The organism is Paucidesulfovibrio gracilis DSM 16080 (assembly GCF_900167125.1).
Lineage (GTDB): Bacteria > Desulfobacterota > Desulfovibrionia > Desulfovibrionales > Desulfovibrionaceae > Paucidesulfovibrio > Paucidesulfovibrio gracilis.
The window spans coordinates 1-26,713 of record NZ_FUYC01000007.1 but is presented as its reverse complement, the minus strand read 5'-3'; the positions used below and the strand labels follow the sequence as shown (position 1 = coordinate 26,713).

Below are 26,713 nucleotides of genomic sequence, written 5' to 3'. Positions count from 1 at the left end.
TTTGTACATGGTATCAGTTTGTTGGACGCTCTAGAAGTGTGGCCGGAAAAAGTCTGCAACACTGCACGCCGGGAGGTGTTCTGACGTAGCGTGAGCGTTTTGGGCAGCCGAATTTTGCCGATCTCCCGGTCATTCGTTCGTACTGTCGAAACGTTGGGCAATGTAGACTCCATATCCGAAGAAGGAACGGAACCGGGCATACAGATCCATCTCCTGCTGTTCCGCCTGCACAAGGGCCAGGGCTTCTGCGCTGTGATCGTGCTCTTGCAAAAAGTCCGGAAAACGTTCTCGCATGGGGGCGAAGTAATTTTCCCAACATGATTCCGGGAGTGGGAAGTACCCCAATGGGGCATATCCGTTGCGTTCCAGAACAGTAAGTTTGGCGGGAGCCGTATCCACCTCGGGATATTCGGCCTCCCAATACGTTTGGATTTCCTTGGGCCGTGCAGGAGTCAGCCAGCTCAGCTCCGAAACGACCAGCTTGCCGCCGGGCTTCAGGAATTGACGCCAGTAGCTTATCCCCCGTTCAAACCCCATATTGTACACCGCCCCTTCGGACCAGATTACGTCGAATTGCTCGCTGTTGAACGGCAGCTCGTCCATTGAGGCCGACAAAGTATGGATCCGGTTCTCCACCCCCTGGCGTTTGGCTCGTCGGCGAAGGGTTTCGAGAAAATCCGGTATAAAATCCACAGCGGTGATATGGGCACGCGTTTCCTGCGCCAATTGCAGACTCAAGGCTCCTGTTCCACATCCGATGTCTGCGATGCGCAGTGGTTGATCGGTTGGAACTTTTCCTAGCTGAAGGGCGTGTCGTGAGGCAGCGCTTCCGCCTGGTCCCAGACGTTGGCCATCCTTATGAAAGTCAATGAGCAATGGAAGTGAGGACATTGATTGCTACCTTTTAGAAAACAAAAAAGAGCTTGACAACTTAATAGTAAAAGTTATCATTCTTGAAACAGCAGGAGAAACACATGGCAAGCCTGAAAAACTATCGCAATCTGGAAATCGACTGGAACATGACCCCTGAGGATGCCGTGACCCTGTATCTTGAATGGGGCAACAACTCTTGGCATGGTCGATTTCAGCCGGTCCGGTCCAAGGATGACTATACCAATTACTTTGTGGTGTACAATTGGGAAGATCGTCCCCGGGCCATTTTGATCCGACGGAACTCTGAAGAGGCCCGGGAGCTATGGACCAGGGAACTCCCCACGGAAGTGGCGGACTCGTTCCACAAGCATGTTGGTGGACACAAGGGCGTGTATGCGCCCACAGAGGAAGTGCGCTCCTGGCTTCGAACCGAGCTGGAGCCATAATACCCCTCATTTTCTCGTCTCCTCCTCTCTTCGCTTAGGGCCGGGGTTTCCCGGCCCTTTTGTTTTGCACGCTTATGTCAGAACCTCCGTCGCCTTCGGCTGTTTTGACGAGTCGTGGGTGCATTCCATGGGCGCAGCGTGGGACGCCGCGAATCAGTCCGTCTCTTTGAGTCCATGCTTGCGTTCCGTGGGGCGGCGGAGTAGCGTGTCGCGATTCAAGGAGTTGAAAACATGCAGGAAACGTTTGCCAAACGAATGGGCAAGGTGCACCGTTCGTTTATCCGTGAAATTCTGAAGGTTACGGCGGATCCCTCCATCATTTCCTTTGCCGGTGGACTGCCCAATCCCGAATGCTTTCCGTCAAAGGCCATCGCCGAGGCCGCCCAGCGTGCCTTGACCAATGCTCCCGTGAGCGCCTTGCAATACGCCCCTACCGAGGGTGATCCCGAATTGCGGGCCTGGATCGCAGAGCGCTATGATCAACGTATGGGGTTGAAGCTTGATCCGGATGATATCCTGATCACAACCGGATCCCAGCAGTGTGTGGACATGGTCGCCAAAGTCTTTCTGGATCAGGGCGACACCGTGGTGTTGGAGCGTCCCGCGTACCTGGGGGCCATCCAGTCCTTTTCCGTGTTTGAGCCTCAGTTCCGCACCATTCCGCTGTTAGAGGATGGTCCGGATCTTGATGCATTGGAAGCGTTGCTGGACGAGGCTCCGGCCAAGCTTTTCTACGCGGTACCCAACTTCCAGAATCCCTCGGGACTGTCCTATTCCTTGGAAAAGCGCCGCGCCGTGGCTGAGCTTTGCCTGCGGCGGGGGCTGCTGTTTGTGGAGGACGATCCCTACGGCGAGCTGCGCTTCAAAGGAGAGCATCTGCCCTCGGTCTATACCTTTGCCGAGGGGCAATCCATCCTTATGGGGTCATTTTCCAAAATCGCCACGCCGGGATTCCGTCTGGGCTGGATCGTGGCACGGGGCGATGTGCGCGATGCGCTTATTCGCGTAAAACAGGCGTCCGACCTGCATACCCCATCCCTGACGCAGCGCATCATGGTAGAGTTGTTGCAGCATTTTGACATGGACGCGCATATCGCCATGATACGGGAACGCTATGGCCACCAGCGTAACGTCATGGTGGAGGCTATTCGGGAGCATTTTCCTGAAGGCGTGACCATTTCCGAACCGGAAGGCGGTATGTTCCTGTGGGTGACGCTGCCGCAAGGCTGTTCTTCCATGCAGCTCATGGATAAGGCCGTTGCCTGTAAGGTGGCTTTTGTCCCGGGCAAACCGTTCTACGTAGATCCGGGTGAAGGGGAAAACACGCTGCGGCTGAATTTTTCCAATGCGTCGGAGGAGATGATCCGCGAAGGCGTAGCCCGTCTGGGCAAAGCGTTGCAGGAATTCTTGCAGTAGGCGGCCATTTCGCATGTCATTATACAATCGGAGCCGATGGAAAGGAGGACGCCTTTTCATCGGTTCCGTTGTCTCCAGGAGCGATTGATCCTGCCGCATGGCGGCCTGGCTTGCATCGGGTCGAACCAGCGGCTATAAGCCTTCATCCTTTTCCGACAAAACCGCGAGGTTCAAGATTATGTCCCAACACGTACTCATCATCGGCGCGGTGGCCCTGGGGCCGAAAACCGCCTGCCGTTTCAAACGGCTCGAACCCGGCTCCACTGTGACCATGATCGACCAGAACGACTGTTTTTCCTACGGTGGATGCGGCATTCCCTACTATGTGTCCGGCGATGTCTCGGAAGTGAAGGAACTGCGCAACACCAGCTTTCATATGACCCGCGACGTGGAATTCTTCCGCGACGTCAAGGGGGTGGATATGCAGCCTCGTACACGTGCGCTGTCCATTGACCGGGAAAACAAACGTGTGCTTGTGCAGCGGCTCGATAGCGGCGAGCAGGAATATTTGCCGTACGACAAGCTTGTTATCGCCACGGGTAGTTCCCCCAGAAAGTTGCCACTGCCCGGTGCGGACCTCCCCGGGGTTCACATGGTTTCCGATTTGCATGACGCCGAGGATATCCGCGCCGCTGTCACCAAGGGCGAGGTGTCCAAGGCCGTGATCGTCGGTGCCGGGTTCATTGGATTGGAAATGGCCGAGGCGTTGGCTGACATGTGGGGCGTGGAAACAACCGTGGTGGAAATTACGGATCAGATCCTTCCCGGCCTGGTCAGCCCCTCCCTCGCGCATATGGCTCAAAAGCATATGGAGGAGAACGGCGTAGAGTTTTTGCTCGGCCACACCGTGCAGGAGATTCAAGGAACGGAACGCGTCACCAAGGTGGTTAGCTCCGCTGGAGAACTGGAAGCCGACCTCGTGGTTATGGCCACGGGCGTGGTTCCGGGCGACGCCCTGGCAAGGGAATGCGGGCTGGATTGTCATGAGCGGGGCGGCATAGTGGTGGACGAAGAAATGCGCACCACGGATCCGGATATCTACGCTGGCGGCGATTGCGTGGTGGTCAAGCATTTGGTCACGGAGCAGCCGTTCTTTTTGCCACTGGGGTCCATGTCCAACCGCCAGGGCCGTGTCATCGGTGACAACCTGGCTGGCCGCGGCAAGACTTTTCCCGGGGCCGTTGGATCCTTTGTGGTCAAGTTGTTCGAGACGTCGGCAGCTGGAACGGGGCTTTCTTTGGCAGCGGCCAAGCGAGCCGGTTTTGACGCGGTGAGCGTCTTTCAAATTCAGCTGGACCGCGCCCATTTTTATCCCACCAAGGAATTGATGACCCTGGAACTAGTGGTGGAAAAAGGTACCCGTCGCGTACTCGGTATTCAGGGATTCGCCGGAACCGGGGACGCCATGGTGGGCCGGATCAATGCCGTGGCCGCGCTCCTGCCGCACAAGCCCACAGTGGATGACCTGTCCAATATGGAATTGGCCTATTCTCCGCCGTTCGCCTCCGCCATGGACGTGCTCAACTCCCTGGGCAACGTGGCCGACAACGTGCTGGATGGTCGCAACGTCGGGGTCATGCCCGACGAATTCGCCGAGTGCTGGGAGTCGGACCAGGGCGAGTGCTTTTTCCTGGATTGCCGAGAGGAGGCCGACGCCGGGGCGTATGTGGAACGGTTGGAAAAATGGCACAACATTCCTCAGGGGCAGTTGGCGCAGCGGTTGGCCGAAGTGCCGCGGGATAAGCGCATCATGCTGATTTGCAACACCGGAGCCAGATCCTACGAGGCCCAGATTACGCTTATGGATCAAGGATTCGCTGAAGTGTTCAACCTCCAGGGCGGCATGGCTGGTTTGAAAAAATGGGGATTGGAGCTTTGATGCTGCATGGTTGTAAACGGGCATTGCGTCGGAAGTTTCCGTTTCTTTTGATTTTGGGACTGCTTGCCGCGCAAGGCTGTTCCATCATGCCGAGTTGGGTCGGAGGGGATCCCGGTCCTACGGAGTTGACCGTGGACGGCGAGCAGACCTTTGAGGAAACCGCGTATGTCGGCGTTCCTCTGACGCTGGATATGCGGGATCCCAAACTGTCGGGATACGTATTCGCCGGAGTGGCGTTTGACCCGGCTTTGCTTCGTTTGGATTCGGTGCTGGAAGAGGATTTCCGTGCCAGGTATGTATTTATGCCGCTACGTGCCGGGCGGGGCGTGGTCGAAGTGCGCATCCGTGATCGTGAGGGCGGCCCGCTGGAAACCTACAAGCTGGTGCAGGTGACCGTGGAGGAATAACCGCGTCAGCCTTTCCGTAAGAAATGAAAAGCCCCTGTCGCGGAATGCGGCGGGGGCTTTTTCAATGCACGGCAAGGGAGCGTCTACGGCTTGGGTGGCTGGCTGAAGCTTTGCTCAAGCTTGATCAAACGGGTCTTCCCCGGCGCAATGGTAATGTCCATTTCCGGCTCCAGGCAGCGCAGCATGGTCAACGGGTTGGCGTAGCCGCCGGACCAGTCGAATCCAATGCGAACCCCATACTCCCCGGTCTGGAGTTCCACTTCCGGAACAGACCAGAGCATCAGGGGGCGTACATTGGTGCGTTTGATGCCTTTGCGGTTTTTCCGTTCCACCATGATCTCTTCACGGTTTTCCAAATCCAGCCACAAGGCCTGACGTTTTTCGGCATCCTCTCCCTGAAACACAACGCTCCAGACCTCGTATTCCGGTTGAGCCTGTTTGCGTCCCATGTCCAGCGGTTCCACACGAGTCACGTGCATGCCGCCCGGCAGCTGGCCCAGTAATCCCTGAAAGATGTCTTTGGGGACCATGGGCCGCCGGATGTAGACGTTGACCCATTCGGCCAGGCTTTCCACCCCAACGGGCAGCGCGCGGCCAAAGGAGAGCCGTGGCATCGGGTGAAATCCCGCGGAAAAACTCAGAGGGATGTTTGCCCGCCGGAAAGCCCGTTCGAATACGGCTTGAAGCTCCAGCTGACTCAGGTAGGAGGCGGGACCGGTCTTGTGCATCCAGAGGCGTACATGGGTTCCTTTGGCGGAAAGGTCGTCATGGTCCGTCACTGTGGTTGGAATGGCCTCGTGGTGTCGCTGCTGATCCCGTTCATGAAAGACCATTCTGGGCTGAATGTCTTTTCCGGCCTGGTTTTCCAGTTCGGTCCGACGGCCTTGATGGTTGCATACACCACAATTCCGGCAGGTATTATAGCGACAGTCGGGCGTGATTTTTTCACCCAGGGCGCGGCGACGCTCCGTGAGCAGAAAGCGCTTGCTGACTCCGGTATGCAGATGCTCCCAGGGCAATGTGGCGCCCGTATCCCGCTCCGCCAGGAATGGTTCCGGGTCCAGGCCGTGTTCCCTCAGCGATTCAAGATACTGTTCCAGGCGAAGGTGATCCTTCCAGCTCGAAAAGAGCGCGCCCTTGCGGTACGCGGTTTCCAGCACCGGACCCAGCCGGCGGTCACCCCTGGAAAAAATACCTTCAAGATAGCTCATTTCCGGAATATGATGCTTGAGGGTCAGCCGCTTTTCCCGGCGGAACAGGTCGCGGAGGTAGGCCAGACGTTCATGCATCTCCTCCAGGGAGATTTGGCGTTCCCACTGGAACGGGGTGTGCGGCTTGGGGACGAAGGGCGAAACCGCGGCCGTGACTTGAAGCCGTTTCACATCGGTCCCGGCTGCACTGCGGACGCTACGGCACAGCTCCAGAATGGCGTCCAGGTCTTCCTTGGTTTCGGTGGGCAGGCCGATCATGAAATAGAGTTTGACGGATTGCCAGCCATTTTCAAAAAGTTGGCGGACATGCTCGAGTAGCCCTTCCTCGTCCACCCCTTTATTGATCACATCGCGCAGACGCTGACTGCCCGCTTCCGGGGCAATGGTGGCGCCGGTACGGCGGATGCTGGCCATTCGCTGCATGATAGTGGGGGAAAGGGATCCCACCCGGAGCGAAGGCAGGGAAATGGCGACCTGTTCAGCGGCGCAACGGTCAAAGGTTTCGGCAAAGAGGCTGTCCAGTGCGGAGTAATCCCCGGTGGAAAGGGAAAGAAACGAGGTCTCCTCCCACCCTGTTTCAGCCAAGCCACGTTGCAGCAGGCTTTCCAGGGTGTTCAGGCTGCGCTCGCGGACCGGACGATAGAGAATTCCGGCTTGGCAGAACCGGCATCCCCGCGTACAGCCCCGGGCGATTTCCAGGGTCAACCGGTCATGGACCGCGCCGAATGGAACCGGGGTTTGGGTTGGAAAAGGCGTGCTGTCCAGGTCGGTGACCAGGGCTTTTTCCACGGATTCGTATCCGGGTTGCAGGGGCGTGGGTGCCTCGGCGTCGTTGCCTTGAAAGAGCCACGGCACGTAGTAGCCGGGGAGTCCGGCCAGGGAGCGAAGAAAGGTGTTTTTGTCCGTACCCGCCTCTTTGGCCTGGGCCAACCGTTGAAGCAGATCCGGCAGGATCTCCTCGCCATCCCCCAGAACCATCAGGTCCAGAAAATCCGCCAGAGGTTCGGCGTTGAAGCAGGCGCCGCCCCCCGCCACGATGAGGGGGTGGGAGTCGTCCCGTTGATCCGCCCGCAGGGGAATTCCGGCCAGATCGAGCATGAAGAGTACGTTGGTGTAGCAGAGTTCATGCGTCAGGCTGAAGGCCACGGCATCCAGGCTGGCCAGAGGAATGTCGCTTTCCATGGTGGCCAGAGGGGTTTCGTGCTCGCGGAGGATGGCGGCGGCGTCCACGCAGGGAGTATAGACCCGTTCGGCGGCCAAGCCCGGACAGCGGTTCACGGCTTCATAGAGGATGCGTTGTCCCATGTAGGACATGCCCACCTCATAGAGGTCGGGAAATGCCAGCGCAGCACGGACGCGGGTTTCCGCATCGGTTTTGCGGACCGAACCCCATTCCGAACCAAGGTATCGGCTCGGTTTGGGCAGCAGGGGGAGCAGATGTTTCATAGGTAAAAAAAGGGGGACGCGCGGACCGATGCTTGGTGGCGCCGGTCTGCCGTCCCCCGGGCTTGCGATGTGGGATCGTTATTTTTTGAGCAGGTCGGACAGTCCGCCGCCACCGGGAGAAACCATTTGTTCCAGGTTGTGCAGGTCGCCCGGCGAGGACAGCGTCAGATTGCTGCTGGCTTCCATGTAGCGGGTTTTCAGCTCTTCCGGGAAGGTCTTGTATTCGTACAGCACGTGCTCGGTGGAAAGTTCGCCGCCCATTTCGGTCTCAAAGGGATAGCCGAAGGGCAGAAGCATCATCTGCACGCCCTGCTGGGAGGGAACGGTTTGCAGGATGGCGGGATCGGTGATGCTCTTTCCGTCCTCGCTCCATTTTCCGACGACGAGGTCGCCGGTGATCAGCTTTACCAGTCGGATGTCGTAAGCCATGAACGTCTCCTTGTTTGTCGTGGTGTAACAGATAGGGATTCGCCTCCCCCCTGTCAACCGCGCTGCCCGTAACCGTGGAGAATCATCCGTTGCGACGTAGACTGTGGTCCAGGAGAACGGCCGGAGCTGCAAACAGGATAAACGTCAGAAGCCAGAGCAACAGATCGGGCAAGGATGCCGGCTCAAAAGGCAGGCCCGCTCGTGGTCCCAATCCTCGCAAGGTGGTGGAAACGATACCCAGCAGCATGGTTCCCCAGTAGATCAAACGGACCTGGGGCGGATGAAAGTAGCGTCGGTTCCAGGCCACGCCGAAGCATACCCGCAGGCACAGGGCGAAGAGGATCAGGTCTGAAGCGTGGGAAACCGCCAGCAGCGCGGGAACCCCCTGGATAATGTTCCAGATCCGCAAGAGTCCGCTGGAGAAGAATAAGACGCAGAGCAGGACGAAATACGTCTTCATGGTGGTGGAACCTCCTAGAGAAACCGTCGTGGTTTTGCCGCGTTATGCAGATCCTGAAGCGTCTTGAGTCGGCCGCCGGACAATTTTCGCACCAGGAAGAGGAAAAGGTACGCGGTTTGGAACGCGTCGGCCAGGGCATGGTGGGCGGTAAAGGCCGGAAGCCCGAACGCTTCGGCCAGATCCGGCAGATGGTAGGAAACGTTCATTTTGAACTGATCATAGAAGCCTTCCCAAAGTTGCTCCTCGTAGGCCCGGGCCAGCCGCATGGTGTCCAGACAGGGCGTGTTCAGCGGTAAGCCGTGGATGCGTTTCAGGGCACGGTTCAAAAAGCTCATGTCCAGGCCTACATGATGTCCCACGATAAGGCTATTGTCGCAGAAATCAATGAACCTCGGCAGCACGGTCCGCAGGCGGGGGGCATGAGCCACTTCGGTTGGAGTGATGCGGTGTACCAGGGTGGAACGTTTGGGCAGGTCCATGCGGGGCTGCACCAGCGTGAAAAAAGTGTCCTTTGGGGCAATACGCAGTCCGCGGATGCGAACCGCCCCGATGGAAACGATTTCGTCCCGTCGGGGAGAAAGCCCGGTCAATTCCGTATCCACAACGCAAAATGTGTAGTCGGCAAGGGATCGTTTTTGATCCAGATTGCGAAAGTGCTTCCGCATTTGAAGCAGCTGGGGCAGGTCGGTTTCCCGGTGCAGACCAGGTAGCCGCAGCCGCTGCAGGAAACGTTGCCGCATGGTTGACGATGGATCGTTTATACGGGACTGGGGTTTTGCCTGGAGTCGTGCTTTTTTGTCTGTCATACCCTTACCCCAATTCCAGCCGGAAAATGTTGCGCAGGTGGCTTTGCAGGCGGCCGATGACCCCGAAGGCCTCTTTGAGGGTCTGACGTTCCAGCTCGGAAAGCTCTTGCGGGGCAATGTGGTTGTCCGGCGGACGTCCTTCCTCGACTTGGCCGAGCTGGTGGACAAGCCGCAGTTGGAGCAGGAATTCAAAGGCGTCGGCAGCGTCACGGGCCAGTTCTTCAGGAATGTGTCCTTGTTCGCGCAGACGGCGCAGCCGGGCCAGGGTGTTGGTTTCCGCCAGGCCATGGCGCAGGGCCAGCACTCGGGCGAAATCCACGAACGGCACCAGTCCGCGTTGTTTGATGTCGACCCGGTTTTTATGCTCACCGCTTTTCTCCACCACGAAATTACGGAAAAAAGACAAGGGCGGGCGGGTTGTCAGGCAATCCGCGGCCAGATGACGCAAAAAAACGTCTTGTCGTGGTGCATGTCGTGCCACATGCTCCCGCAGGGTCAGGGCAAGATCTCGATCGCCGAATGCCGCGCGAAAATCGAAAAAGATTGTGGCGTGGAGGACTTCTTCCGGGTTGGGCATCATGATCCAACGTTCAAAATGATTGCGCCATGCGGACAGCGGCTGACGCCATTTGGGGTTGGAAGCCATGATCTCGCCCGGACAGGGCGGGAACCCGCAGCGGACCAGTTCGTCGATGGCCCTTTGCGCAAAGGCGCTGAAATACACATCCGCAGCCCGTTGCAGGATGTCGTCATTGGGGTCTTTGTATACCAGGGCGTTGTCCTGGTCCGTGGCCACGGTCTGCTCACGCCGTCCTTCGCTGCCCAGCAGCAGCCAGCAAAACGGCAGTGGGGGCGGTCCCATTTCGCGCAGCAGCAGGGTGAGCAATTTTTCCAGCACCAGATCGTTGATCACCGTAATCATGCGCGTGATGTGTCCGGCCTTAGCCCCTTCCTCCACCAGCGTCCGCAGCACTTGTGGGATGCGGTCCGTGATGGAGTGCAGACCCTGTACATCCTCCTGGGCCTGGATGTCGCGGAACAGGGACATGGGGGACTTGCCCTGCAACACCATGATGTCATGGGAGGTGACCACCCCGGTAACCTGTTGATCGCGGGTAATGACAAGATGGTGGATTTGTCGGGTCATCATGCGCAGCAGGGCGTCGAAACAGACTTCGCCTTCGTCCATGCTCTCAACAGGCGTGGACATGATGGTTTCGATAGGGGCGCCGTAATCCATCCCCAATGCCACGGCCTTGCGCAGATCCTTGTCCGTGACGATGCCCGCCACTTCACCGGATGGCTCGCGGACCAGGAGTGACCCGACGTGATGTTTGGACATTTTCCAGGCTGCCATTTGGATGGACTCGCCGAATTTGGTTCCCACCGGAGGGCGGCCGGTCATATCTCCCAGCCGAGTGCTGAAGAGATAGAGTCCGCTGTCGCAGGTCAGGGCTGCATGTCGTTCCCGCATTTCCGAGAAGGCGCGGGGCAGAAAGGTTTCGGAAAAATCCCGTAAAAAATATTCGGTGACCAAGGGTTGTGTCTTGATCAGTTCGAGGAACGCGTCTTTGCGGATGGCCAGAAAAAAGGTGTCTTCCACGGTGGTGGCGTCCATTTGTGCGGGGCGATTTTGCAGCAGGTCTAATTCGCCGACACATCCCCCTTCACCGCGGTAATCCAGAAGAGCTTCCTTCTGGTCCGGACCTGGAACCGTCAGCTTGACGCCGCCTTTTTGCACCACCAGGAGTTCACGGGGGTGGGTTTCATTGCGGATCAGGAGGCGGGTTCCGGCTGTCTGGAAATCCACGGTACAGTGGGCAGCCAGTTTTTCCAGGTCCGTGTGCCGCAGCAGGCTGAAGGGCAGCGTGCGTCCCAGAAAATCGATGATGACGGACGGCTGTTCGCCGGGCAGGGTGGCCATGATTTTCCCCCCTGGGTTGCATGCCGGGATGTTCCCTGTTTCTCCATACCCCGGCATCGGGAAAAGGGGAAGCCCGGTGGGGCTTCCCCTGGAGTGTCTTCGGAGTGATCAGTGGTCTGTGGCCGCGCCCGCTCCGCGTGGAATGCGCACGCTCTCCACCAGTTCCTGGATTTCCGCCGGGGGTGGCGGGGTCATCAGGGAGACCGTGAAGGTCACCACAAAGTTCAGAAGCATGCCCACCGTGCCGATGCCTGTTGACTTGATGCCCAGCAGCCAGGGTTCCATACCCATGAAGGCCGGTGTGCATTGGATGATGTAGAGCATGGTGAATCCGATGCCTGCGACCATTCCGGCGATGGCTCCTTCCCGGGTGGTACGTTTCCAGAAGATGCCCAGGACGATGACCGGGAAGAAGGAAGCCGCGCCCAGGCCAAAGGCCAGAGCAACCACCTGGGCCACAAACCCGGGCGGGTTGATGCCGAAGTATCCGGCGATGCACACGGCCACGCCGATCATGACCCGGCCCACCAGCAGGCGCTGTTTTTCGGAGGCCTGACGGTTGATGATCCGATAATAGAGGTCATGCGAGATAGCCGAGGCAATGACAAGCAACAGGCCCGAAGCCGTGGACAGGGCCGCGGCCAGCCCGCCCGCCGCCACCAGAGCGATGACCCATGCGGGCAATTGGGCGATTTCCGGGTTGGCCAGCACCATGATGTCGCGGTCCACATACAGTTCGTTGGCGTTGGTGGTGGGAGCATTGGCAAGGACGGGCAGACCGTATTGGTCGGTTCCGGTTTCGGCCAGCACGGGCTTGCCTTCGATGGCTGCACCGCCGCCCTTGGCCGGACCAAGGTACTGCACTTTACCGTCGTTGTTTTTATCCACCCAGGCAACCAATCCCGTGGCCGTCCAGTTTTGGAACCAATCCGGCAGAGGGGTCGCCTGCTCCGCCTTGTAGTCGACTTCCTTCAGGGTCTGGACCATGTTGTAGCGGGCAAAGGAGGCAACCGCGGGCGCCGTGGTGTAAAGAATGGCGATGAACAGCAGGGCGTAGCCGGCCGAGAGCCGCGCCGCACGCACGCTGGGAACGGTGTAGAACCGGATGATCACGTGGGGCAGACCCGCAGTACCCACCATCAGGGCCATGGTAATGCAGAACACGTTGAGCATGGACAGGTTCGCAAAGGGCGAAGTATACCCACCAAAGCCCAGGGCCACGCCGATTTCATTCAGTTTGCTGAGCAGGTGTTGCCCGGTGTCCGGTCCAGAGGCAATGACGCCGCCGAACCCGATCTGGGGGATGGGGGAGCCGGTGATCTTCATGGAGATGGCCACGGCCGGGATCAGGAACGCCAGGATGAGCACGCAGTATTGGGCCACCTGGGTCCAGGTGATGCCTTTCATGCCGCCCAGGGCCGCATAGAAAAACACGATGCCCATGCCGATGAACACGCCGGTGTTCACGTCCACTTCCAGGAAGCGGGAAAAGACCACGCCCACGCCGCGCATTTGTCCCGCGACGTACGTCAGGGAAACAAAGATGGCACAGATCAGGGCCACAACGCGGGCCGTGTTGGAATAGTAGCGGTCCCCCACGAAGTCCGGCACCGTGAATTTGCCGAATTTACGCAGGTAGGGGGCCAGCAGCAGAGCCAGCAACACATAGCCGCCGGTCCAGCCCATGAGGTACACGCTTCCGTTGTATCCCATGAAGGAGATCAGTCCAGCCATGGAGATGAATGAGGCGGCGCTCATCCAATCCGCAGCAGTGGCCAGGCCGTTGGCCATGGGCGGCACGCCGCCGCCCGCAACGTAGAATCCCTTGGCGTCTTTCACGCGGGAAAGCCAGGCAATGGTCAGGTAGATGCCGAACGTCAGCCCGACCATAACGTATGTCCAGATTTGTATGCTATTCATGCGAGGCTCCTTGTTGATTTACGTGTGTACCCACTCGCTTTTATTCGTGAACGTCGAACTTGCGGTCCAAACGGCGCATCAGCACGTAGTAGGCGAAGATGAGCACGACGAATACGTAGATGGAGCCTTGCTGAGCGAACCAGAACCCCAGGGGGAACCCTCCGAGCTGGATGGTGTTGAGCTGTTCCACGAGCAAAATGCCGCACACGTAGGAGACAAGCGCCCAGATTGCGAGAAGAACGACCATGTAGCGCAGGTTGGTTCTCCAATACTGTTGCATTTTTTCCTGTGTCATTTTCCCTCCCTTGTGGGGTTGTGGTTATGGCCCCGCCGTGGCGGGGCCGTGTCCCCTGTATGCGTTGCGGATTATTTTTCGGTCAGGTCCGCATTGCCTTCGATGAGATCCTGAACCACGCCGGGATCGGCCAGAGTGGAAGTGTCGCCCAGGTTGGATGTGTCACCCTCAGCGATTTTGCGCAGGATGCGGCGCATGATTTTGCCGGAGCGGGTTTTGGGCAGTCCGGGTGCAAACTGCATGATTTCAGGAGCGGCCAGCGGGCCGATCTCCTTGCGCACATGGGTCACCAGTTCTTTGCGCAGTTCATCGGATTCGTCCTCGTCCCCTTTCAGGGTCACGTAAGCATAGATGGACTGGCCTTTGACTTCGTGCGGCATGCCCACCACGGCCGCTTCGGACACAGCGGGATGCGCCACCAGGGCGGATTCGATTTCCGCTGTGCCGAGGCGATGGCCGGAGACGTTGATCACGTCGTCCACGCGGCCCATGATCCAGAAATAGCCGTCTTCGTCCCGACGGGCGCCGTCGCCGGATTCGTAGGTACCGGGGAACCCGGCGAAATAGGTTGCCTTGAAGCGTTCCTGGTTGCCCCAAACACCGCGCAGCATTCCGGGCCAGGGCTTGCGGATCACCAAAAAGCCGCCTTCGTCGGGACCGACTTCCTTGCCGTCCTTGTCGATGATGGCTGCGTCAATGCCGGGCAGCGGTGTGGAAGCGGCACCTGGTTTCATGGGGGTGGCGTAGGGCAGGCCGGAGATGACGTGTCCTCCCGTTTCCGTTTGCCACCAGGTATCCACGATGGGCAGCTTGGAATTGCCGATCTGTTTGTAATACCACATCCAGGCTTCGGGGTTGATCGGCTCGCCCACCGTACCCAGCACACGCAGGTTGGAAAGATCGTGATTTTGGGTCCACTGGTCGCCTTCGCGCATGAGCGCTCGGATGACCGTGGGGGCGGTATAAAAGATGTTGACCTTGAATTTCTGGCAGATTTGCCAGTACCGGTCCGGGTTGGGATACGTGGGAACGCCCTCGAACATCAGGGATGTGGCTCCCAAGGCCAGAGGCCCGTACACGATGTAGGAGTGGCCCGTGACCCAACCGATATCCGCTGTGCACCAATGCACATCGTCGTCCTTGAGGTCAAAGACCCATTGGCAGGTGTGGGCGGTATACGTCAGGTAGCCGGCCTGGGTGTGAAACACGCCCTTGGGTTTGCCCGTTGAACCGGAGGTATAGAGGATGAACAGCGGATCTTCCGATTCCATGCTCTCACAAGGGCAACCGCCGTGCACGTCGTCCTCAGCCATTTCCTCGTGCCACCAGACGTCGCGGCCCTCCACCATGTCGGCCTGATAGCCGGGGGCGGAATCCACGACCACGACCTGTTCCACGCCCGGGCATTCCTTGAGCGCTTCATCCGTGTTGGGTTTCAGCGGAATCTGTCGTCCGGCACGGTTCACGGCGGTGCCTGTGATGTGGACTTTGGAACCGCAGTCATTGATGCGGTCACGCAGGGCATTGGCGGAAAAGCCAGCGAACACGATGGAGTGGGGCGCTCCGATGCGGGCACAGGCCAGCATGGCCACGGCAAGTTCCGGAATCATGGGCAGGTAGATGGAAACGCGGTCCCCTTTTTTGATGCCCTTTTTCTTCAGCACATTGGCGAATCGGCAGACCTCGTCGTGCAGCATCTGATAGGTGTAGACCTTCACGTCCTGGTCCTGCTCACCCTGCCAGATAAGCGCGGCTTTGTTTCGACGGCCGTTTTCCAGGTGCCGGTCCAGGCAGTTGTAGGCCACGTTGAGCTTCCCACCCGAGAACCATTTGATTTCCGGAACGTCGAAATCCCATTCCAGCACGTTATCCCATTTTTTTTCCCAGGAAAGCAGCTCGTCGGCGCGTTCCGCCCAGAACCCCTCCATGTCGTCGATGGAGCGCCGATAAATCCTTTCGTACTCCTCCTGACTTCCGACAGCGGCCGTGGGATTGGTCGGCGGCAGGAACAGACGGGATTCTTTACTCAGGCTTTCAATTTTTTCATCGGTCATGGCGGTGATTCCTCCTCGTCAATGTTCAAAAAAGTGTCCCTTGGAAGGGTGATGGGCTTGTCTGTGAGGCTATTCATAGCAAGCCCGGGCGCCGAAGCGCATCTCCTTTTCGGTGAACGGTGCGGATGGGCGGGATGGACGGGGCGAGAAACGAGGCGTTGCCGTTCAGCGGGAGGAACAAACCGTTCATGATTCCCTGCGTCCGTTAAAGCGGGATCATTCTTTCATATACGCGAACAGAGCGGGAGCGGCAAACGGCTTTCCATCCCCGGAGGGGGAAAACAGCGCAGGCACTCCAGGGGATCGGGTGTGGCAATGGTGTCCGTGTTCGCAACACTGGCGTGTCCGTCCTGTTCAGGGTATGCATGGAATATGAATGTGCTCGTACTCAACCTGACCCGATTCGGCGACCTTATCCAGACCCAGCCTGTTGTTTCCGGCTTGACCGATGCGGGAGATCGTGTCGGGCTGCTTTGTCTTGATAATTTTGCGCATGCCGGAGCATTGCTCGACGGCGTGGACTGGTTGGGATCTTTCCCTGGGGCGCGCTTGCTGGCCGCACTGCAGAAGGATTGGCGGGGGGCGGTCCGTGATTTCGATCAATTGCGTCGTTGGGTGCAGCGAGAGTATGCTCCCGACCGAATCGTGAACCTGACGCCGTCCCTTCCGGCCAGGCTGCTGGCCCGGGCGTTGTCTCCAAATCGATCGCCGGATGCGGTGCGCGGGTTCAGCGTGGATGAATACGGATTCAACGCGGACTCATCGTCCTGGGCCGCTTTTTTACAGCTGGCCTCCGGCCATCGGGGTGCCAGCCCCTTTAATGTGGTGGACTTGTTTCGCTGCGTGGCGGGCGTGGGGAGTCGCAGCAGCCGCTTTTCGCTCAAGCTTCCCCAGGGAGGGGAGGGCGAACGACTGGAAGCGGATGTTACGGCGCTCCTGCATAGCCAGGAGGAGCACGGTGAAAGCCGTTTCCTTGGAATCCAACTCGGTGCGAGCGAGGATCAACGGCGTTGGCCTGTGGATGCGTTTTTGCGGACGGCGCATTTCTTTGCCAAGCATCAAAAATTGACGCCGGTGTTGCTCGGCAGTGATGCGGAAACAACCTTGGCCGAACGGTTTGTTTCCGGATTTGCCGGATCTGTGATCAATTTGGTGGGGCGAACCTCGCTCACACAACTGGCGGGCGTGCTTCCGCGGCTTGAACTGCTCGTGACGAACGATACGGGAACCATGCATCTGGCCGCAGGTTTGGGAACGCCTGTTGCCGCGGTGTTTCTTGCCACGGCTCAACCGTTTGACACCGGGCCGTATCGCGAAGGCAGTCTCTGCTTTGAGCCGGATATATCCTGCCACCCCTGTGCCTTTGGTTCCTCCTGCAAGGAACGGCACCGGTGTCGGCAAAGCGTGTCGCCGGAGATTGTATACAGAGCGGCGGTTGCAGAGTTTTTTTCCGGAGGCGTGGAGCAGGCGATTCCCGCGGGGGCAAGGGTTTGGCGGAGTGTTCGCGGGGATGACGGGTTTATGGATTTGGAATCGCTTTCCGGACATGCGCATGAGGACCGAACCCGCTGGATCGGCATGCAGCGTCGCTTGTATCGTCGCTTTTTTGACGACGCGTCTCTGCCCAGTCCAGGAGAGAAAACGGCTGAACCTTGTGGCGGGCTGTGTTCCGAACAAGCGGAACGCCTGACAGCGGCGTTTTCCGAAGCCCGCGATTTATTATTTTTGTTGGAGCAGCAATCCCAGGTGCTTGCTACGCGACCGGTGCGGGCTGTTCAAAATAAAGTGCTGGCCACCTGCCAGAGGGTCCAATCTACGCTTGCTCGGGAGCCGGAATTGGAGGTTCTGGGTATGTTGTGGCATTTTGAACTGCAATCCAAAGGGGATGCGTTGGATCATCTCGTGTCCCTCACAAGGCGGCATCGGGCGCTTATGGAAGGGTTTCTGTCGGAATTGTCGTGAGCGGCATGGTTTTTGTATTGCTTTAGGCCGTATTGCCCTGAGGCAAAATTTGCAGTTCACCGACAAGGGAAAGGAGAATCCCCATGATCGTAATCGATGGCCAGCAGTCCGCAGTGGCCCTGAACGATTTTGAAAATCTGGAGCAGGTGTTGGAAAGCCTGATGGAAAACGACGCGCTCCAGAACCGTGTCGTCACCGATGTGTTCCTGAATGGTCAGCCGTTTTCCGAAATCTACCCGCATCAAGCTGAAGACATCGAGTCCGAGGAGATTGAGAAGGTGGAAATCCGTAGCGTACCCGTTGCGGAAATGGCCGTGGACATCACGCAGGAACTGCACAAGGTTATCCAGCTTATGAGTAAGGGCGGGCGCGAGGTGGCGGAATTGTTCCGTCAGGCCGACGATGCCGAGGCCTTGGAGACCTATCAGGATCTGCTTGATGTGGTCCGCAGTTTTCTGGCCATGGTCGGAACCCTGCGCGAAGAGTTCGGTCTCAGCAGTCAGCCCGATTTTCTCGCAGCCAGCAAACAGCTTTCCGTCCTTTTCACCGAAATGACGGAAGTTCTTTCGAATGAGGACTGGGTTCTTTTGGCCGACTTGCTGGAATACGAATTTTTGCCCGCAGTTTCCAAGTGGGAAGGCGTGGTCGAGACCATTCGCACCGAAATCCAGGTTGGCGGGGAGGCCTGAGATGAGCTCCGCTTTGGAGCTTTTGGAACAGGCTACCTGTACGGCCCAGGAAGAGATGCGCCTGCTTCGGGAGGGAGATCTCGATGGAGCGGCTGAGCTTGCCCGCAGGAGGGAATTCCTTGTGGCGGAAAGTTGGCGGCTGCGCGATGAGAGTGTGGAGAAGCGGATGCTTGAGGCGCTGCAACGTCTACAGGATTTGCACCAGGGTATCGTCGGCGAGGCGCGGCGCCAGCGTGAAGACGTGCGGCAGGAGTTGCAGCAGCTTCAGGGTAAGCGTAAGCGCTCCGTTGCGTATGGTTCCCAACGCCGCCATCCTGGAGCCGGTATGCCCCGTTTCGTAAACCGGATGGGGTAACGAACGGTTCCGTCGGAGTGAGGACGGTTTCATACCGGAACATTGGTGCCTTTCGCGAATGGTGCTGTTCGTGCGCTCCCTGAGAGTGCTGCTGTCGTGGCAGGCCGGGTGTTTACGTAGCCTGGAACGTCAAGCGATAGCTGCTACTTCAGGGGCGGCTGACCCGCAAAAGGCGAGGATGGGCCGGTCCGGTTGGTAACTTGCCGTTGCGTCGGGTTCCCGGATGTCGGCATGGAAAGTTCCCCATGGGGAGCAACGAATTTTTTTTGTATCGAAAAGACTGATACGGAGAAACGCCCCAAAGCAGATACAGCTTTGGGGCGTTTCTCCGTGTATGCCGGGACGCGGCGAGGGGGCAGCAATCGCCGCGTCCCGGTAGAGTGAGGAGGGGAGAGAAATACGTTAGGAATTCAGGTCAGTACGACGACGGAGGTACTCTTCCCGATCAATATGCCCGGAAGCGTAGCGGCGTTGGAGTAGCTCCAGTGCCGAAACATCCGGAGCTTCCTGGCACACGGATTCCCGCCTCCGGGTAAGCAGCCAAATGGTACCCGCCACCAGCAAAATCAGTCCAAGCATTCCGAACGGGAAGTGAAAGCCCTGAAACCAGCCTTGGTGTCCTGAAAACCCATGAAATATGGCGTCGGTAAACGACGAGCAATTGGCGTGGTGCATAAGTGGTTCCCCGAAGGGCATGTGGCATTCTCCTTATTTTTCAGCGGAAATGGCGTCCATGGGAACGCAGTGCAGATTCTTGGAGATATCCAGGCCGAACCGTTCCTGCACCACCGAGCAAAAGCGTTGGTCCTCATGTACCAGTTTTTGCCGCAATCGCTGCATTTCATCGGCCAGTTCGTCCAGATCCTTTTGCCGCTGGCGGGAGCGCGAATACACATCGTATTCCAGTTGGCGTGTGTAGAGTTCCCGTCCCAATTTCCGTCGCAGATCTTCGTGTTCTCGTTTGAGTTGCATGAATTCCTTGCGCTGCTTTGTTGGCAGCATTTTCCCTACGCATGGTGTTTCGCGCAGCCCCAAGAGGGCGGCCCATGGCGCAGAACCTTGGTTATCCTGCGCCTGGGCCGCAGCCGCGCAAAGCAGTGCCAAAAGCGTGGCTGTAAGCAGAAGGGGTGAGGTATTCATGCAATGGTCCTGTTGCACTGGTTGGTTGCAGTACACAAACCATATAGCAGGGATCGTGCCTAAAAATGAAAAGTAATAAAATCGGGTTATTATGTTTTAGGTCACGCGAGATGTGCAGAAAAAAAGAGTAAAATGTGCAGAAAAGTGCAGTTTTGTGAATAGGGATGTGCAACAAAAAAAGGGAAGTGCCGAAACACTCCCCATTTGGTCTTTGGCGATAAAACGAGAATCAGTCAGCCGAAGATCTTGTCGATTTTTTCACTCATGGTTTCCGGAGTGAAGGGTTTGACAATATAGTTGGAAACCTTGGCCTGCACCGCTTCGATGATGTTTTCCTGCTGGGCCTCAGCTGTAACCATCAGGAAGGGGGTGTCGGCGTATTCTTCGCTGGCGCGAACCTTGCGCAACAGCTCAATGCCCGTCATCTTGGGCATGTTCCAGTCCGAAACGACAAAGTCGATGTTGTCCTTGTTCAAAACATCCCATGCGGTGGTGCCGTCGTCAGCTTCCACGACATTTTCAAATCCAAGCTGACGCAGGATGTTTTTAATGATTTTCCGCATGGTGGAAAAGTCATCAACCACCAGAATTCTCATGCTTTTATCTGCGGGCATTGTCTAAGTCCTCCCTGCTTGATCACGGTCAGGCCGGATCGCCGTGCCCATTTGTCTATGCAAGACACCCGAGTATTCTTCCTTATTTAGTTAAATAATGTCAGGAATGCAATGGGTCTGGACAAAAAAACGGTGTCAACCGATGACGATCCTATAATGCTTTATTTAATTCATTGATATGTAAACGAAAAGGCCCGGTGAATCAACCGGGCCGTAGGTCTTGCCGACACAGGAAGGAAGAGTTTGTTTATTGTGCGCTTTCGGGAGAATCCAGGAGCGGAAGAGCCTGTTCCACGCTCCATCCCTCATGGACGACCTTGTACAGGGAGCGCACCAGACGGGCGGGATGGTCGTGCTGGAAGATGTTTCGCCCCACGGAAATGCCGGCTCCGCCCGCCTGGACCGAGTCATGAACCATGCGGACCAGGTCGTAGTTGCTGTCGACTTTGGGGCCGCCAGCAATGACCACGGGAACGCAGCATCCTTCGGTGACGCGTTGGAATGATTCCGGATCACCCGTGTAGTTGACCTTGACGATGTCGGCTCCAAGCTCCATTCCCACCCGGGCGCAGTGGGCCACGACATCCGGGGCGTATTCATCTTTTACCTTGGGACCGCGAGCATAGAGCATGGCCAGTACGGGCATTCCCCAGTCTCCGGCCCGGGAGCAGAGTGCACCGAGATCCGAGAGCATGGAGCGTTCGCTTTCGTCGCCCAGGTTCACGTGAATGCTTACCGCGTCGGCTCCAAGTTTGATGGCGTCTTCCACGGTACCGACCATGGTTTTTGCGTTGGGTGTGGGGGAGAGTGCCGTGGATGCGGAAAGATGTACGATCAATCCGATGTCGCGTCCTGTTCCCCGGTGCGAACAACGGGGCAGGCCTTTGTGCATGAGCACGGCGTTGGCTCCTCCGTCCGCTACCTTGTTGACCGTGTCTCGCAGATCCACCAAGCCATAGATCGGACCGACTGTTACTCCGTGATCCAGGGGAACCACGATCAAACGGCCATTGTCCCGATTCATGATGCGTTCCATTCGAACAGCTTTTCCCAGCAGCATTGTCAGCTCCTTTTCGCCGGGATCGGGGTGTTCCGGAGCCAAAGAAAAAAGGCCGCGGAACGATCCGCGACCCTTTGAGGCGATCTGATATGTTGAAAATCGATTACAACGTCACCCCGAGGCCGCGGAAAGCCGTAAAAAAGAAAAACACAAAAAAGAAATTCGTGCGGATTCGGGTCGTCATAAACATTGTTTACACTTTGGTGAAAAGGTGTGTCAAGTTACGATTTTGTGGCGGTGCATTTTACCTCGACCAGCCCGCCTTTAGGCAGGCCAGCGACTTCCACGGCGGCTCGTGCAGGCTTGTGCGTGTTGAAAAATTCTTCATAGATGGCGTTGAATGTGGCGAATTGCCCCATGTCGGTCAGAAAGACTTCCACGTTGAGCACTTGCTCCAGGCTTGATCCAGCGGCATCCAGAATGGCGGACATATTGCGCAGTGCCTGACGTGCTTGCGATTCGAAGTCTTCGGGACCACCGGCAAAAGTGCCGCTCTCAGGCAGCAGGCCGAGCTGGCCGCTGACAAAGACCAAAGCGTTCCATGCGGTTCCTTGGGAATACGGTCCCACGGCGGCCGGGGCTTTGGAGGTGTGGATCATTTGGATTTCCGACATGGTTATGCTCCTTTGGATTCGGGCGGTCCCCAGAAAAAGCGATCACAAAATCGTCCGGGGAGGTATCGCACCAATTGAACAAGCAGGGCCACGAAAAACAGGGAATAGAACAGGCGTCCCCAAAGTAAGCCGGAGAGGTGTCCTCCAAGCATGACCAAGAGGAACGTATCTTCCACAAGACTATGGCAGACCCCCATGAGGGTAAGGGAGTAAAAGACGTCGCGACGGTCGATTTCGCCGGAGCGTGCGCCGTGAATGATCAGGCCACCACCATAGGAAAGGCCCAGGGTAAGCCCTACCACGGTAATGGCCGAAGCTTTGGGACCGATGCCGATGATGCGCAGGAGCGGACGGAGCAGACGGTTCGCCAGATTGATGACGCCCACGGCTTCAAGTATGCGCATGATCCCGACCAGAGCCAGGATGATGCCGTAAATGGAAATCAGATTTACTGCTTGATCCAGGATCCATGGTCCCCAGGGAACGGGACCGGTACCCGCTTCCGGTTGCAGGAGCACGTTGGCCGGTCCCTGAAGCAGGTCGAAGTTGGTATATATTTGGCTCAGCAGCCACCCCAGCAGCAGAGCGCCACCGACGCGGGAAAGCCCTTGAAAGAAAAGCCGTGGTCCGGATTTGCGGGCAATGGATAATTCTACGGGCAGACCGTGCGCGATGAGAACCATGACGCCCAGGACAGTGGCCTGCGCCTCGGTTATCGGGGCGTTCTCCACCAGGGAGAGAAAAACGATCATGCCGGAATAAATGTTGTTCAGGAGCGCGGTTGCCCAGACGAGACCCATTTCCGGAGGCAGACCCACCAACCGCATTACCGGTCCCAAGGGATCGGCCAGGAGCCGGATCAGGTCGAATTCCTGGAGCAGTCGCACCGCGAACACGATGGGGATCATGACCTTGAACAACGTCAAGGAGGCGGAGGTGCCTTGCTTGAATACCTCCACAATGGATCGAAGGATGCGGTGGAGCATAATATCTTTGAGGTTGTTGGTTTCAGGACGGTCTCAATGCCGAGTGGAAAACCTATGCGCTTTCGGTCGGAAAGGGAAGCGCTTCTTGTGGGGCGTGGCAATTTGTGACACAAGAAATCCACGACCACCCGATACGACATCGAACTCGCGCTTTTTCTTACAGCAAGGAAGGATCCCATGGCAGGCAACATGTGGAAGACCATGGAAGTGATGGTCAAGGGTATTTTTTTGGGTGGCTCCTTGGGAGCCATTGTGGGCTGGACCGGCCTTATCCCCCTGCCCAAGGCCGTAGCGCTGGGCATGCTTTGCGGGTGCCTGGCGAGCCTGACGTTTCGTGACAGGATGGACTCCCGTCAAAAAAAAGACGGGGAACAGGATCGTGAATAATTCTCAACAACAAGGAATGCAAACGTGGGGGATCGAAACGCCACGCCTTTTTTGGGCAGCCGGATTTATACATCCTTTTTAGGGGTGCTGCTTCTTTTCGCTCTTTTTTTGACCTATCGGATTTTTTCTCCTTTCCTGCACACTTTCGTGTTTGCAGCCGTGTTGTCCATCATTACCTATCCTTTATATATACGACTGGTGCCTCGGGTCGGGTATCGGCGTACCATTGCTGCCGGATTGACCACGTGCGGCATTGCTCTATTGATTGTTGTGCCGCTTTTTTTCCTTCTTTTCGGATTGGCGGTCCAGGGGGCAGAGTCCTTGCGTGCCATTCGCGAATGGGCCGTGACAACGGATTTCGATCGGTGGATCGGGGACGGTGCCATGGCCGGCTATCTGGAATGGGTCAAGGTGCATCTTCCGTTCGTGAAGGTCGAGCAACTTAATCTGGATGAAAAGCTGCTCGGCTATTCCGAACAATTCGCCCAATACCTTTTGGATATGAGCCGGGGGCTGCTGCGGGACGCGGCCGGGTTGCTGCTTAAATTTCTGCTGCTGGTGGGGATGATCTTTTTTTTCCTGCTGGATGGACCCAATATGGTTCAACGGCTCAAGTACCTCTGTCCGCTGAAGCGATACCAGGAAGATATCATCATCGACAGTCTGCAACGGGTTTCGCGGAGTGTGCTTCTGGGCAGCCTTTTTGTGGCGGCCCTGCAAGGTCTTGCCGGGGGGATCGGCTTTGCTGCGGTGGGCTTTCCCGGTTTGTTCTGGGGAACCATGATGGCCTTTGCCGCGCTTATTCCCGTGGTGGGTGCCAGCCTGATCTGGTGGCCCGCGGTCATCTATCTTGCCGTGAACGGGGAGTGGGGCTGGTCTTTGTTCCTGTTCCTCTGGTGCATTGGTCTGGTCGTCAACATCGATACGTTTTTACGGCCCCTTTTGTTGCGGGGGGCACAAAAGGTCTCGCCGTTCTACATCTTCCTCGCCATTCTCGGCGCCGTGTCCGTGTTCGGTTTCAAAGGAATACTTTATGGACCGTTGATCCTTTCCTTTGTCATGGTCATGCTGCAAATCTACGGTGAGGAGTACCATGAGGCGTTGCAGAATCGGGGCGAGGACTGCTGAACCGAATTATTCTCGTCGGGCGAGTCGGGTCTCCAGTTCCTGATCCGGTCTGGCGATTACCGTCCCCTGAACCTGCTGTACGCTGACCTGCCCATGCGCCCAGCCCTTGACCTTGCGCACGTCCTTAACAAGGGCGAACATGATCTCCACTTTGCCGTCGGCCTTGAAGGCGCTTTTTAGCGAACAGAGCGCCGCAGCCTCCTCAAGAGACCGGCGGGGTACATCCTGCCCAGGATGATCCCGTTTCAGAATGACATGGGAACTGGGACCGTTGGCGGCATGGAACCAGTAGTCAAAGGGACTTGCCGCCTTTGAGAGCATCTCGTGGTTGGCTTTTTTGTTTTTGCCGCGCGCCACGGTAAAGCCGTCCGAGGTGGTGAAGAGGTGGACGGCAAGCTGTTGCCATTTTTTCGGTAACGGAGCGGGGGCCGTTGCTTCTTTGGCAGACGGCGGGGCATCCTGGGCGGAAATGTTTCCCTGCTCCACTCGGGCCAGCTCCCGGCCCAGCTCGTTGCGGCGTCGGGCCAGATGCACGAAGCCCCGTTCGCCTTTGTCCGCCAGCCGAAAGCATTGCTCCATGTTTTCTGAAGGCGAACGTCGTGGATCAAAATCAAGTACTGCCTCGCCGTGTTCCGGGTGTGACAGCTTCATTTGTTTCGGCAGGGGGCTGGTCTCCGGGTGATACTCCGCCAGCAGATGCATGTTGGCCTTGATGATCTCTCCCTGTTGGCGCAAATCCATAAGACGTTGCAACCGTGCTTTTTCCTGGTCGAGTTTCTCCAGAGCACGAAGAATTTTCTTTGTTCGGCGTTTGCGCTGGACCTGTTCCGGCCGTTCGACCCGGGCTTCAAGCTCGGGAAAAAGCGTGGGAACACCCCAGGCCTGGGCTGCTTTGAGAGCAGAAGGAAAAGTTTGGTTTTGACCGGAAACAGGCCAAATCAACGGCATGCCCGGACCATCGGCATATTGTGGAACGTAAAATCGGACCGGTCGTTGCGCGCAGGTAACCAGTTCGTACAGCTCCCTGGCATCCTCCTCATCCAGAGCCGTGAGACGACGGCGTAATGGTGGCGATATCTGGGGGTGCCCCCGCCAGATGTTGGGATCATTCTGAATTGATTTGAGGTCTGGCCAGGAAATGCGGTCCGAAAAATCTGCAGGCAGTTCGTCAGACAGCCGGATGCCTGTGCGCAGGTCCAGCAATACGAATCGGGCGGCTCCTTGGCGGCGGGACGGCGTCAACTCAAGAGCCAGCCGCAAGCGGGACCAGTCCGAATGGCATGCAATGATGCGTCGCCCTTGGATGCGCTTTCGCAGCCACATAACGCGGGCGGGCGGAGCCAGCGGGTTGGCCGGTTTTTGTTCGGAAAAGAAGAACAGCCCCCCATGCTTGGCGGGACGAAAGAGAAGGTGTCTTGTCGCAAGCGGACCGTCCAGGCGGACGGTCCACACATTCTCGTCAGGGGCTTGGATTTTTTCGATCCGTCGCCCGAGGAGCACCTCCCCGGCCTCCTGGACCAGGTGGCGAAAAAAGTTGGCTTCCATTGTTTTGCCGCGAGTTGACTGCTAGTCGCCCCGTACTTTTTCGTCCTCTTCCTGTTTACTTTTGCATTGGATGCAGAGGGTGGTCATGGGGCGCGCCTTGAGCCGTGCCGTGCCTATTTCCTCGCCGCATTCGGAACACAGCCCGAATTCGCCGTCATCAATACGCTGCAACGCCTGCTGGACCTTGCGCACAAGTTTGCGTTCGCGATCGCGAATGCGCAGAGTGAAGGCGCGGTCAGATTCGGCTGTGGCTCTGTCCGCGGGGTCGGCATAGATCTCCCCGGACTCGGTCATATCCTCAATGGTCTCTTGGCTTTTTTGCATGATGTCATTGAGCAGACCTTCGAGCACTTCGCGGAAATACTTGATATCTTTGGCATCCATCTGAGACTACTCCTGCGGGGATGATTCGCTGTTCTGGTGCGTACACCACACCGAGAATGAATGAAGTGTGTGGATATAACAGAAAAATGTCAAAAGTAAAGCTCTAGAATATGATGAATGATACCGGATATTTTTATTCTAGAAAAAAGTGAAATGAAAGGGTTGACAGGTAAGGGCGGCGCGAGTAAACAGAGTGTCCCTTCACTGAGCGGGAATAACTCAGTGGTAGAGTGCAACCTTGCCAAGGTTGAAGTCGCGGGTTCAAATCCCGTTTCCCGCTCCA

Annotated in this window: 26 protein-coding genes and 1 tRNA gene; 10 read left to right on the top strand and 17 right to left on the bottom strand. The window is 57.4% G+C overall.

Going from position 1 to position 26,713, the window contains the following annotated elements; genetic code table 11:
- Nucleotides 1-129: 129 nt before the first annotated feature.
- Nucleotides 130-891 (bottom strand): SAM-dependent methyltransferase, encoded by a 762-nt coding sequence (locus B5D49_RS08770; RefSeq protein WP_078717320.1) that lies wholly within the window; start codon nt 889-891, stop codon nt 130-132.
- 83 nt (nt 892-974) lie between these two features.
- On the opposite strand from B5D49_RS08770, the gene B5D49_RS08765 reads away from it, so the two are divergent.
- From B5D49_RS08765 to B5D49_RS08750, 4 genes are all read left to right on the top strand, one after another.
- Nucleotides 975-1,319, top strand: coding sequence for a DVU0772 family protein (locus B5D49_RS08765; RefSeq protein ID WP_078717319.1), 345 nt, complete (start codon nt 975-977; stop codon nt 1,317-1,319).
- Nucleotides 1,320-1,550: 231 nt separating this feature from the next.
- Nucleotides 1,551-2,735, top strand: coding sequence for an aminotransferase-like domain-containing protein (locus B5D49_RS08760; protein ID WP_078717318.1), 1,185 nt, complete (start codon nt 1,551-1,553; stop codon nt 2,733-2,735).
- A 178-nt stretch (nt 2,736-2,913) separates the two neighbouring features.
- Complete coding sequence (locus B5D49_RS08755; RefSeq protein ID WP_078717389.1) at nt 2,914-4,614, top strand: FAD-dependent oxidoreductase; 1,701 nt, start codon at nt 2,914-2,916, stop codon at nt 4,612-4,614.
- Nucleotides 4,614-5,021: a hypothetical protein gene (locus tag B5D49_RS08750; protein WP_078717317.1), complete on the top strand. Its 408-nt coding sequence runs from the start codon at nt 4,614-4,616 to the stop codon at nt 5,019-5,021. The genes B5D49_RS08755 and B5D49_RS08750 overlap by 1 nt, the downstream gene beginning before the upstream one ends.
- A gap of 83 nt (nt 5,022-5,104) precedes the next feature.
- On the opposite strand, the gene B5D49_RS08745 is transcribed toward B5D49_RS08750, so the two are convergent.
- The 8 genes from B5D49_RS08745 to acs all read right to left on the bottom strand — a co-directional run bounded on the left by B5D49_RS08745 (nt 5,105) and on the right by acs (nt 15,566).
- Entirely contained in the window at nt 5,105-7,678 is a 2,574-nt protein-coding gene (locus tag B5D49_RS08745) for a TIGR03960 family B12-binding radical SAM protein (protein WP_078717316.1), read from the bottom strand.
- A 78-nt stretch (nt 7,679-7,756) separates the two neighbouring features.
- Nucleotides 7,757-8,107 (bottom strand): hypothetical protein, encoded by a 351-nt coding sequence (locus B5D49_RS08740; RefSeq protein ID WP_078717315.1) that lies wholly within the window; start codon nt 8,105-8,107, stop codon nt 7,757-7,759.
- A gap of 82 nt (nt 8,108-8,189) precedes the next feature.
- The gene (locus tag B5D49_RS08735) at nt 8,190-8,567 is read right to left on the bottom strand and encodes a hypothetical protein (RefSeq protein ID WP_078717314.1); all 378 of its coding nucleotides are present in this window, start codon (nt 8,565-8,567) and stop codon (nt 8,190-8,192) included.
- Between the two features lie 14 nt (nt 8,568-8,581).
- Nucleotides 8,582-9,307 (bottom strand): 3'-5' exonuclease, encoded by a 726-nt coding sequence (locus tag B5D49_RS08730; RefSeq protein WP_078717313.1) that lies wholly within the window; start codon nt 9,305-9,307, stop codon nt 8,582-8,584.
- A 70-nt stretch (nt 9,308-9,377) separates the two neighbouring features.
- A complete protein-coding gene (locus B5D49_RS08725) occupies nt 9,378-11,297 on the bottom strand; it encodes a putative nucleotidyltransferase substrate binding domain-containing protein (RefSeq protein WP_078717312.1) in 1,920 nt (639 codons plus the stop codon).
- Between the two features lie 108 nt (nt 11,298-11,405).
- Entirely contained in the window at nt 11,406-13,217 is a 1,812-nt protein-coding gene (locus tag B5D49_RS08720; protein WP_078717311.1) for a sodium:solute symporter family protein, read from the bottom strand.
- A gap of 40 nt (nt 13,218-13,257) precedes the next feature.
- On the bottom strand, nt 13,258-13,512 hold the full coding sequence (locus B5D49_RS08715) for a DUF4212 domain-containing protein (protein ID WP_078717310.1): 255 nt from the start codon (nt 13,510-13,512) through the stop codon (nt 13,258-13,260).
- Nucleotides 13,513-13,583: 71 nt separating this feature from the next.
- The gene (acs, locus tag B5D49_RS08710) at nt 13,584-15,566 is read right to left on the bottom strand and encodes an acetate--CoA ligase (RefSeq protein ID WP_078717309.1); all 1,983 of its coding nucleotides are present in this window, start codon (nt 15,564-15,566) and stop codon (nt 13,584-13,586) included.
- Between the two features lie 372 nt (nt 15,567-15,938).
- On the opposite strand from acs, the gene B5D49_RS08705 reads away from it, so the two are divergent.
- The 3 genes from B5D49_RS08705 (at nt 15,939) to B5D49_RS08695 (ending at nt 18,572) form a co-directional block, all read left to right on the top strand.
- The gene (locus tag B5D49_RS08705) at nt 15,939-17,528 is read left to right on the top strand and encodes a glycosyltransferase family 9 protein (RefSeq protein WP_078717308.1); all 1,590 of its coding nucleotides are present in this window, start codon (nt 15,939-15,941) and stop codon (nt 17,526-17,528) included.
- Between the two features lie 83 nt (nt 17,529-17,611).
- The gene (locus B5D49_RS08700; protein ID WP_078717307.1) at nt 17,612-18,217 is read left to right on the top strand and encodes a hypothetical protein; all 606 of its coding nucleotides are present in this window, start codon (nt 17,612-17,614) and stop codon (nt 18,215-18,217) included.
- A 1-nt stretch (nt 18,218) separates the two neighbouring features.
- Nucleotides 18,219-18,572, top strand: a complete 354-nt coding sequence (locus tag B5D49_RS08695) for a hypothetical protein (RefSeq protein WP_078717306.1) — start codon at nt 18,219-18,221, stop codon at nt 18,570-18,572.
- A 402-nt stretch (nt 18,573-18,974) separates the two neighbouring features.
- Here B5D49_RS08695 and B5D49_RS08690 read toward each other — a convergent pair whose 3' ends face one another.
- The 6 genes from B5D49_RS08690 to B5D49_RS08665 form a co-directional block, all read right to left on the bottom strand.
- Nucleotides 18,975-19,268 carry an SHOCT domain-containing protein gene (locus B5D49_RS08690; protein ID WP_078717305.1) on the bottom strand — a complete coding sequence of 98 codons (294 nt, stop codon included), beginning with the start codon at nt 19,266-19,268 and terminating at the stop codon, nt 18,975-18,977.
- 12 nt (nt 19,269-19,280) lie between these two features.
- Nucleotides 19,281-19,712, bottom strand: a complete 432-nt coding sequence (locus B5D49_RS08685) for a periplasmic heavy metal sensor (protein WP_078717304.1) — start codon at nt 19,710-19,712, stop codon at nt 19,281-19,283.
- 233 nt (nt 19,713-19,945) lie between these two features.
- A complete protein-coding gene (locus B5D49_RS08680) occupies nt 19,946-20,326 on the bottom strand; it encodes a chemotaxis response regulator CheY (RefSeq protein WP_078717303.1) in 381 nt (126 codons plus the stop codon).
- A gap of 247 nt (nt 20,327-20,573) precedes the next feature.
- Entirely contained in the window at nt 20,574-21,386 is an 813-nt protein-coding gene (locus B5D49_RS08675; RefSeq protein ID WP_078717302.1) for a 2-amino-3,7-dideoxy-D-threo-hept-6-ulosonate synthase, read from the bottom strand.
- A 221-nt stretch (nt 21,387-21,607) separates the two neighbouring features.
- Entirely contained in the window at nt 21,608-22,000 is a 393-nt protein-coding gene (locus B5D49_RS08670) for a Rid family detoxifying hydrolase (RefSeq protein WP_078717301.1), read from the bottom strand.
- 2 nt (nt 22,001-22,002) lie between these two features.
- Entirely contained in the window at nt 22,003-22,986 is a 984-nt protein-coding gene (locus B5D49_RS08665; RefSeq protein ID WP_078717300.1) for a nucleoside recognition domain-containing protein, read from the bottom strand.
- A 177-nt stretch (nt 22,987-23,163) separates the two neighbouring features.
- On the opposite strand from B5D49_RS08665, the gene B5D49_RS08660 reads away from it, so the two are divergent.
- On the top strand, nt 23,164-23,373 hold the full coding sequence (locus B5D49_RS08660; protein WP_078717299.1) for a hypothetical protein: 210 nt from the start codon (nt 23,164-23,166) through the stop codon (nt 23,371-23,373).
- Between the two features lie 24 nt (nt 23,374-23,397).
- The gene (locus tag B5D49_RS08655) at nt 23,398-24,501 is read left to right on the top strand and encodes an AI-2E family transporter (protein WP_078717298.1); all 1,104 of its coding nucleotides are present in this window, start codon (nt 23,398-23,400) and stop codon (nt 24,499-24,501) included.
- A gap of 6 nt (nt 24,502-24,507) precedes the next feature.
- On the opposite strand, the gene B5D49_RS08650 is transcribed toward B5D49_RS08655, so the two are convergent.
- Together B5D49_RS08650 and dksA are read right to left on the bottom strand one after the other, a co-directional pair.
- Nucleotides 24,508-26,046, bottom strand: a complete 1,539-nt coding sequence (locus tag B5D49_RS08650; RefSeq protein ID WP_078717297.1) for an NFACT RNA binding domain-containing protein — start codon at nt 26,044-26,046, stop codon at nt 24,508-24,510.
- A 21-nt stretch (nt 26,047-26,067) separates the two neighbouring features.
- Nucleotides 26,068-26,430: an RNA polymerase-binding protein DksA gene (gene dksA / locus B5D49_RS08645; RefSeq protein ID WP_078717296.1), complete on the bottom strand. Its 363-nt coding sequence runs from the start codon at nt 26,428-26,430 to the stop codon at nt 26,068-26,070.
- Between the two features lie 208 nt (nt 26,431-26,638).
- On the opposite strand from dksA, the gene B5D49_RS08640 reads away from it, so the two are divergent.
- Nucleotides 26,639-26,713: transfer RNA gene (locus tag B5D49_RS08640), tRNA-Gly, on the top strand.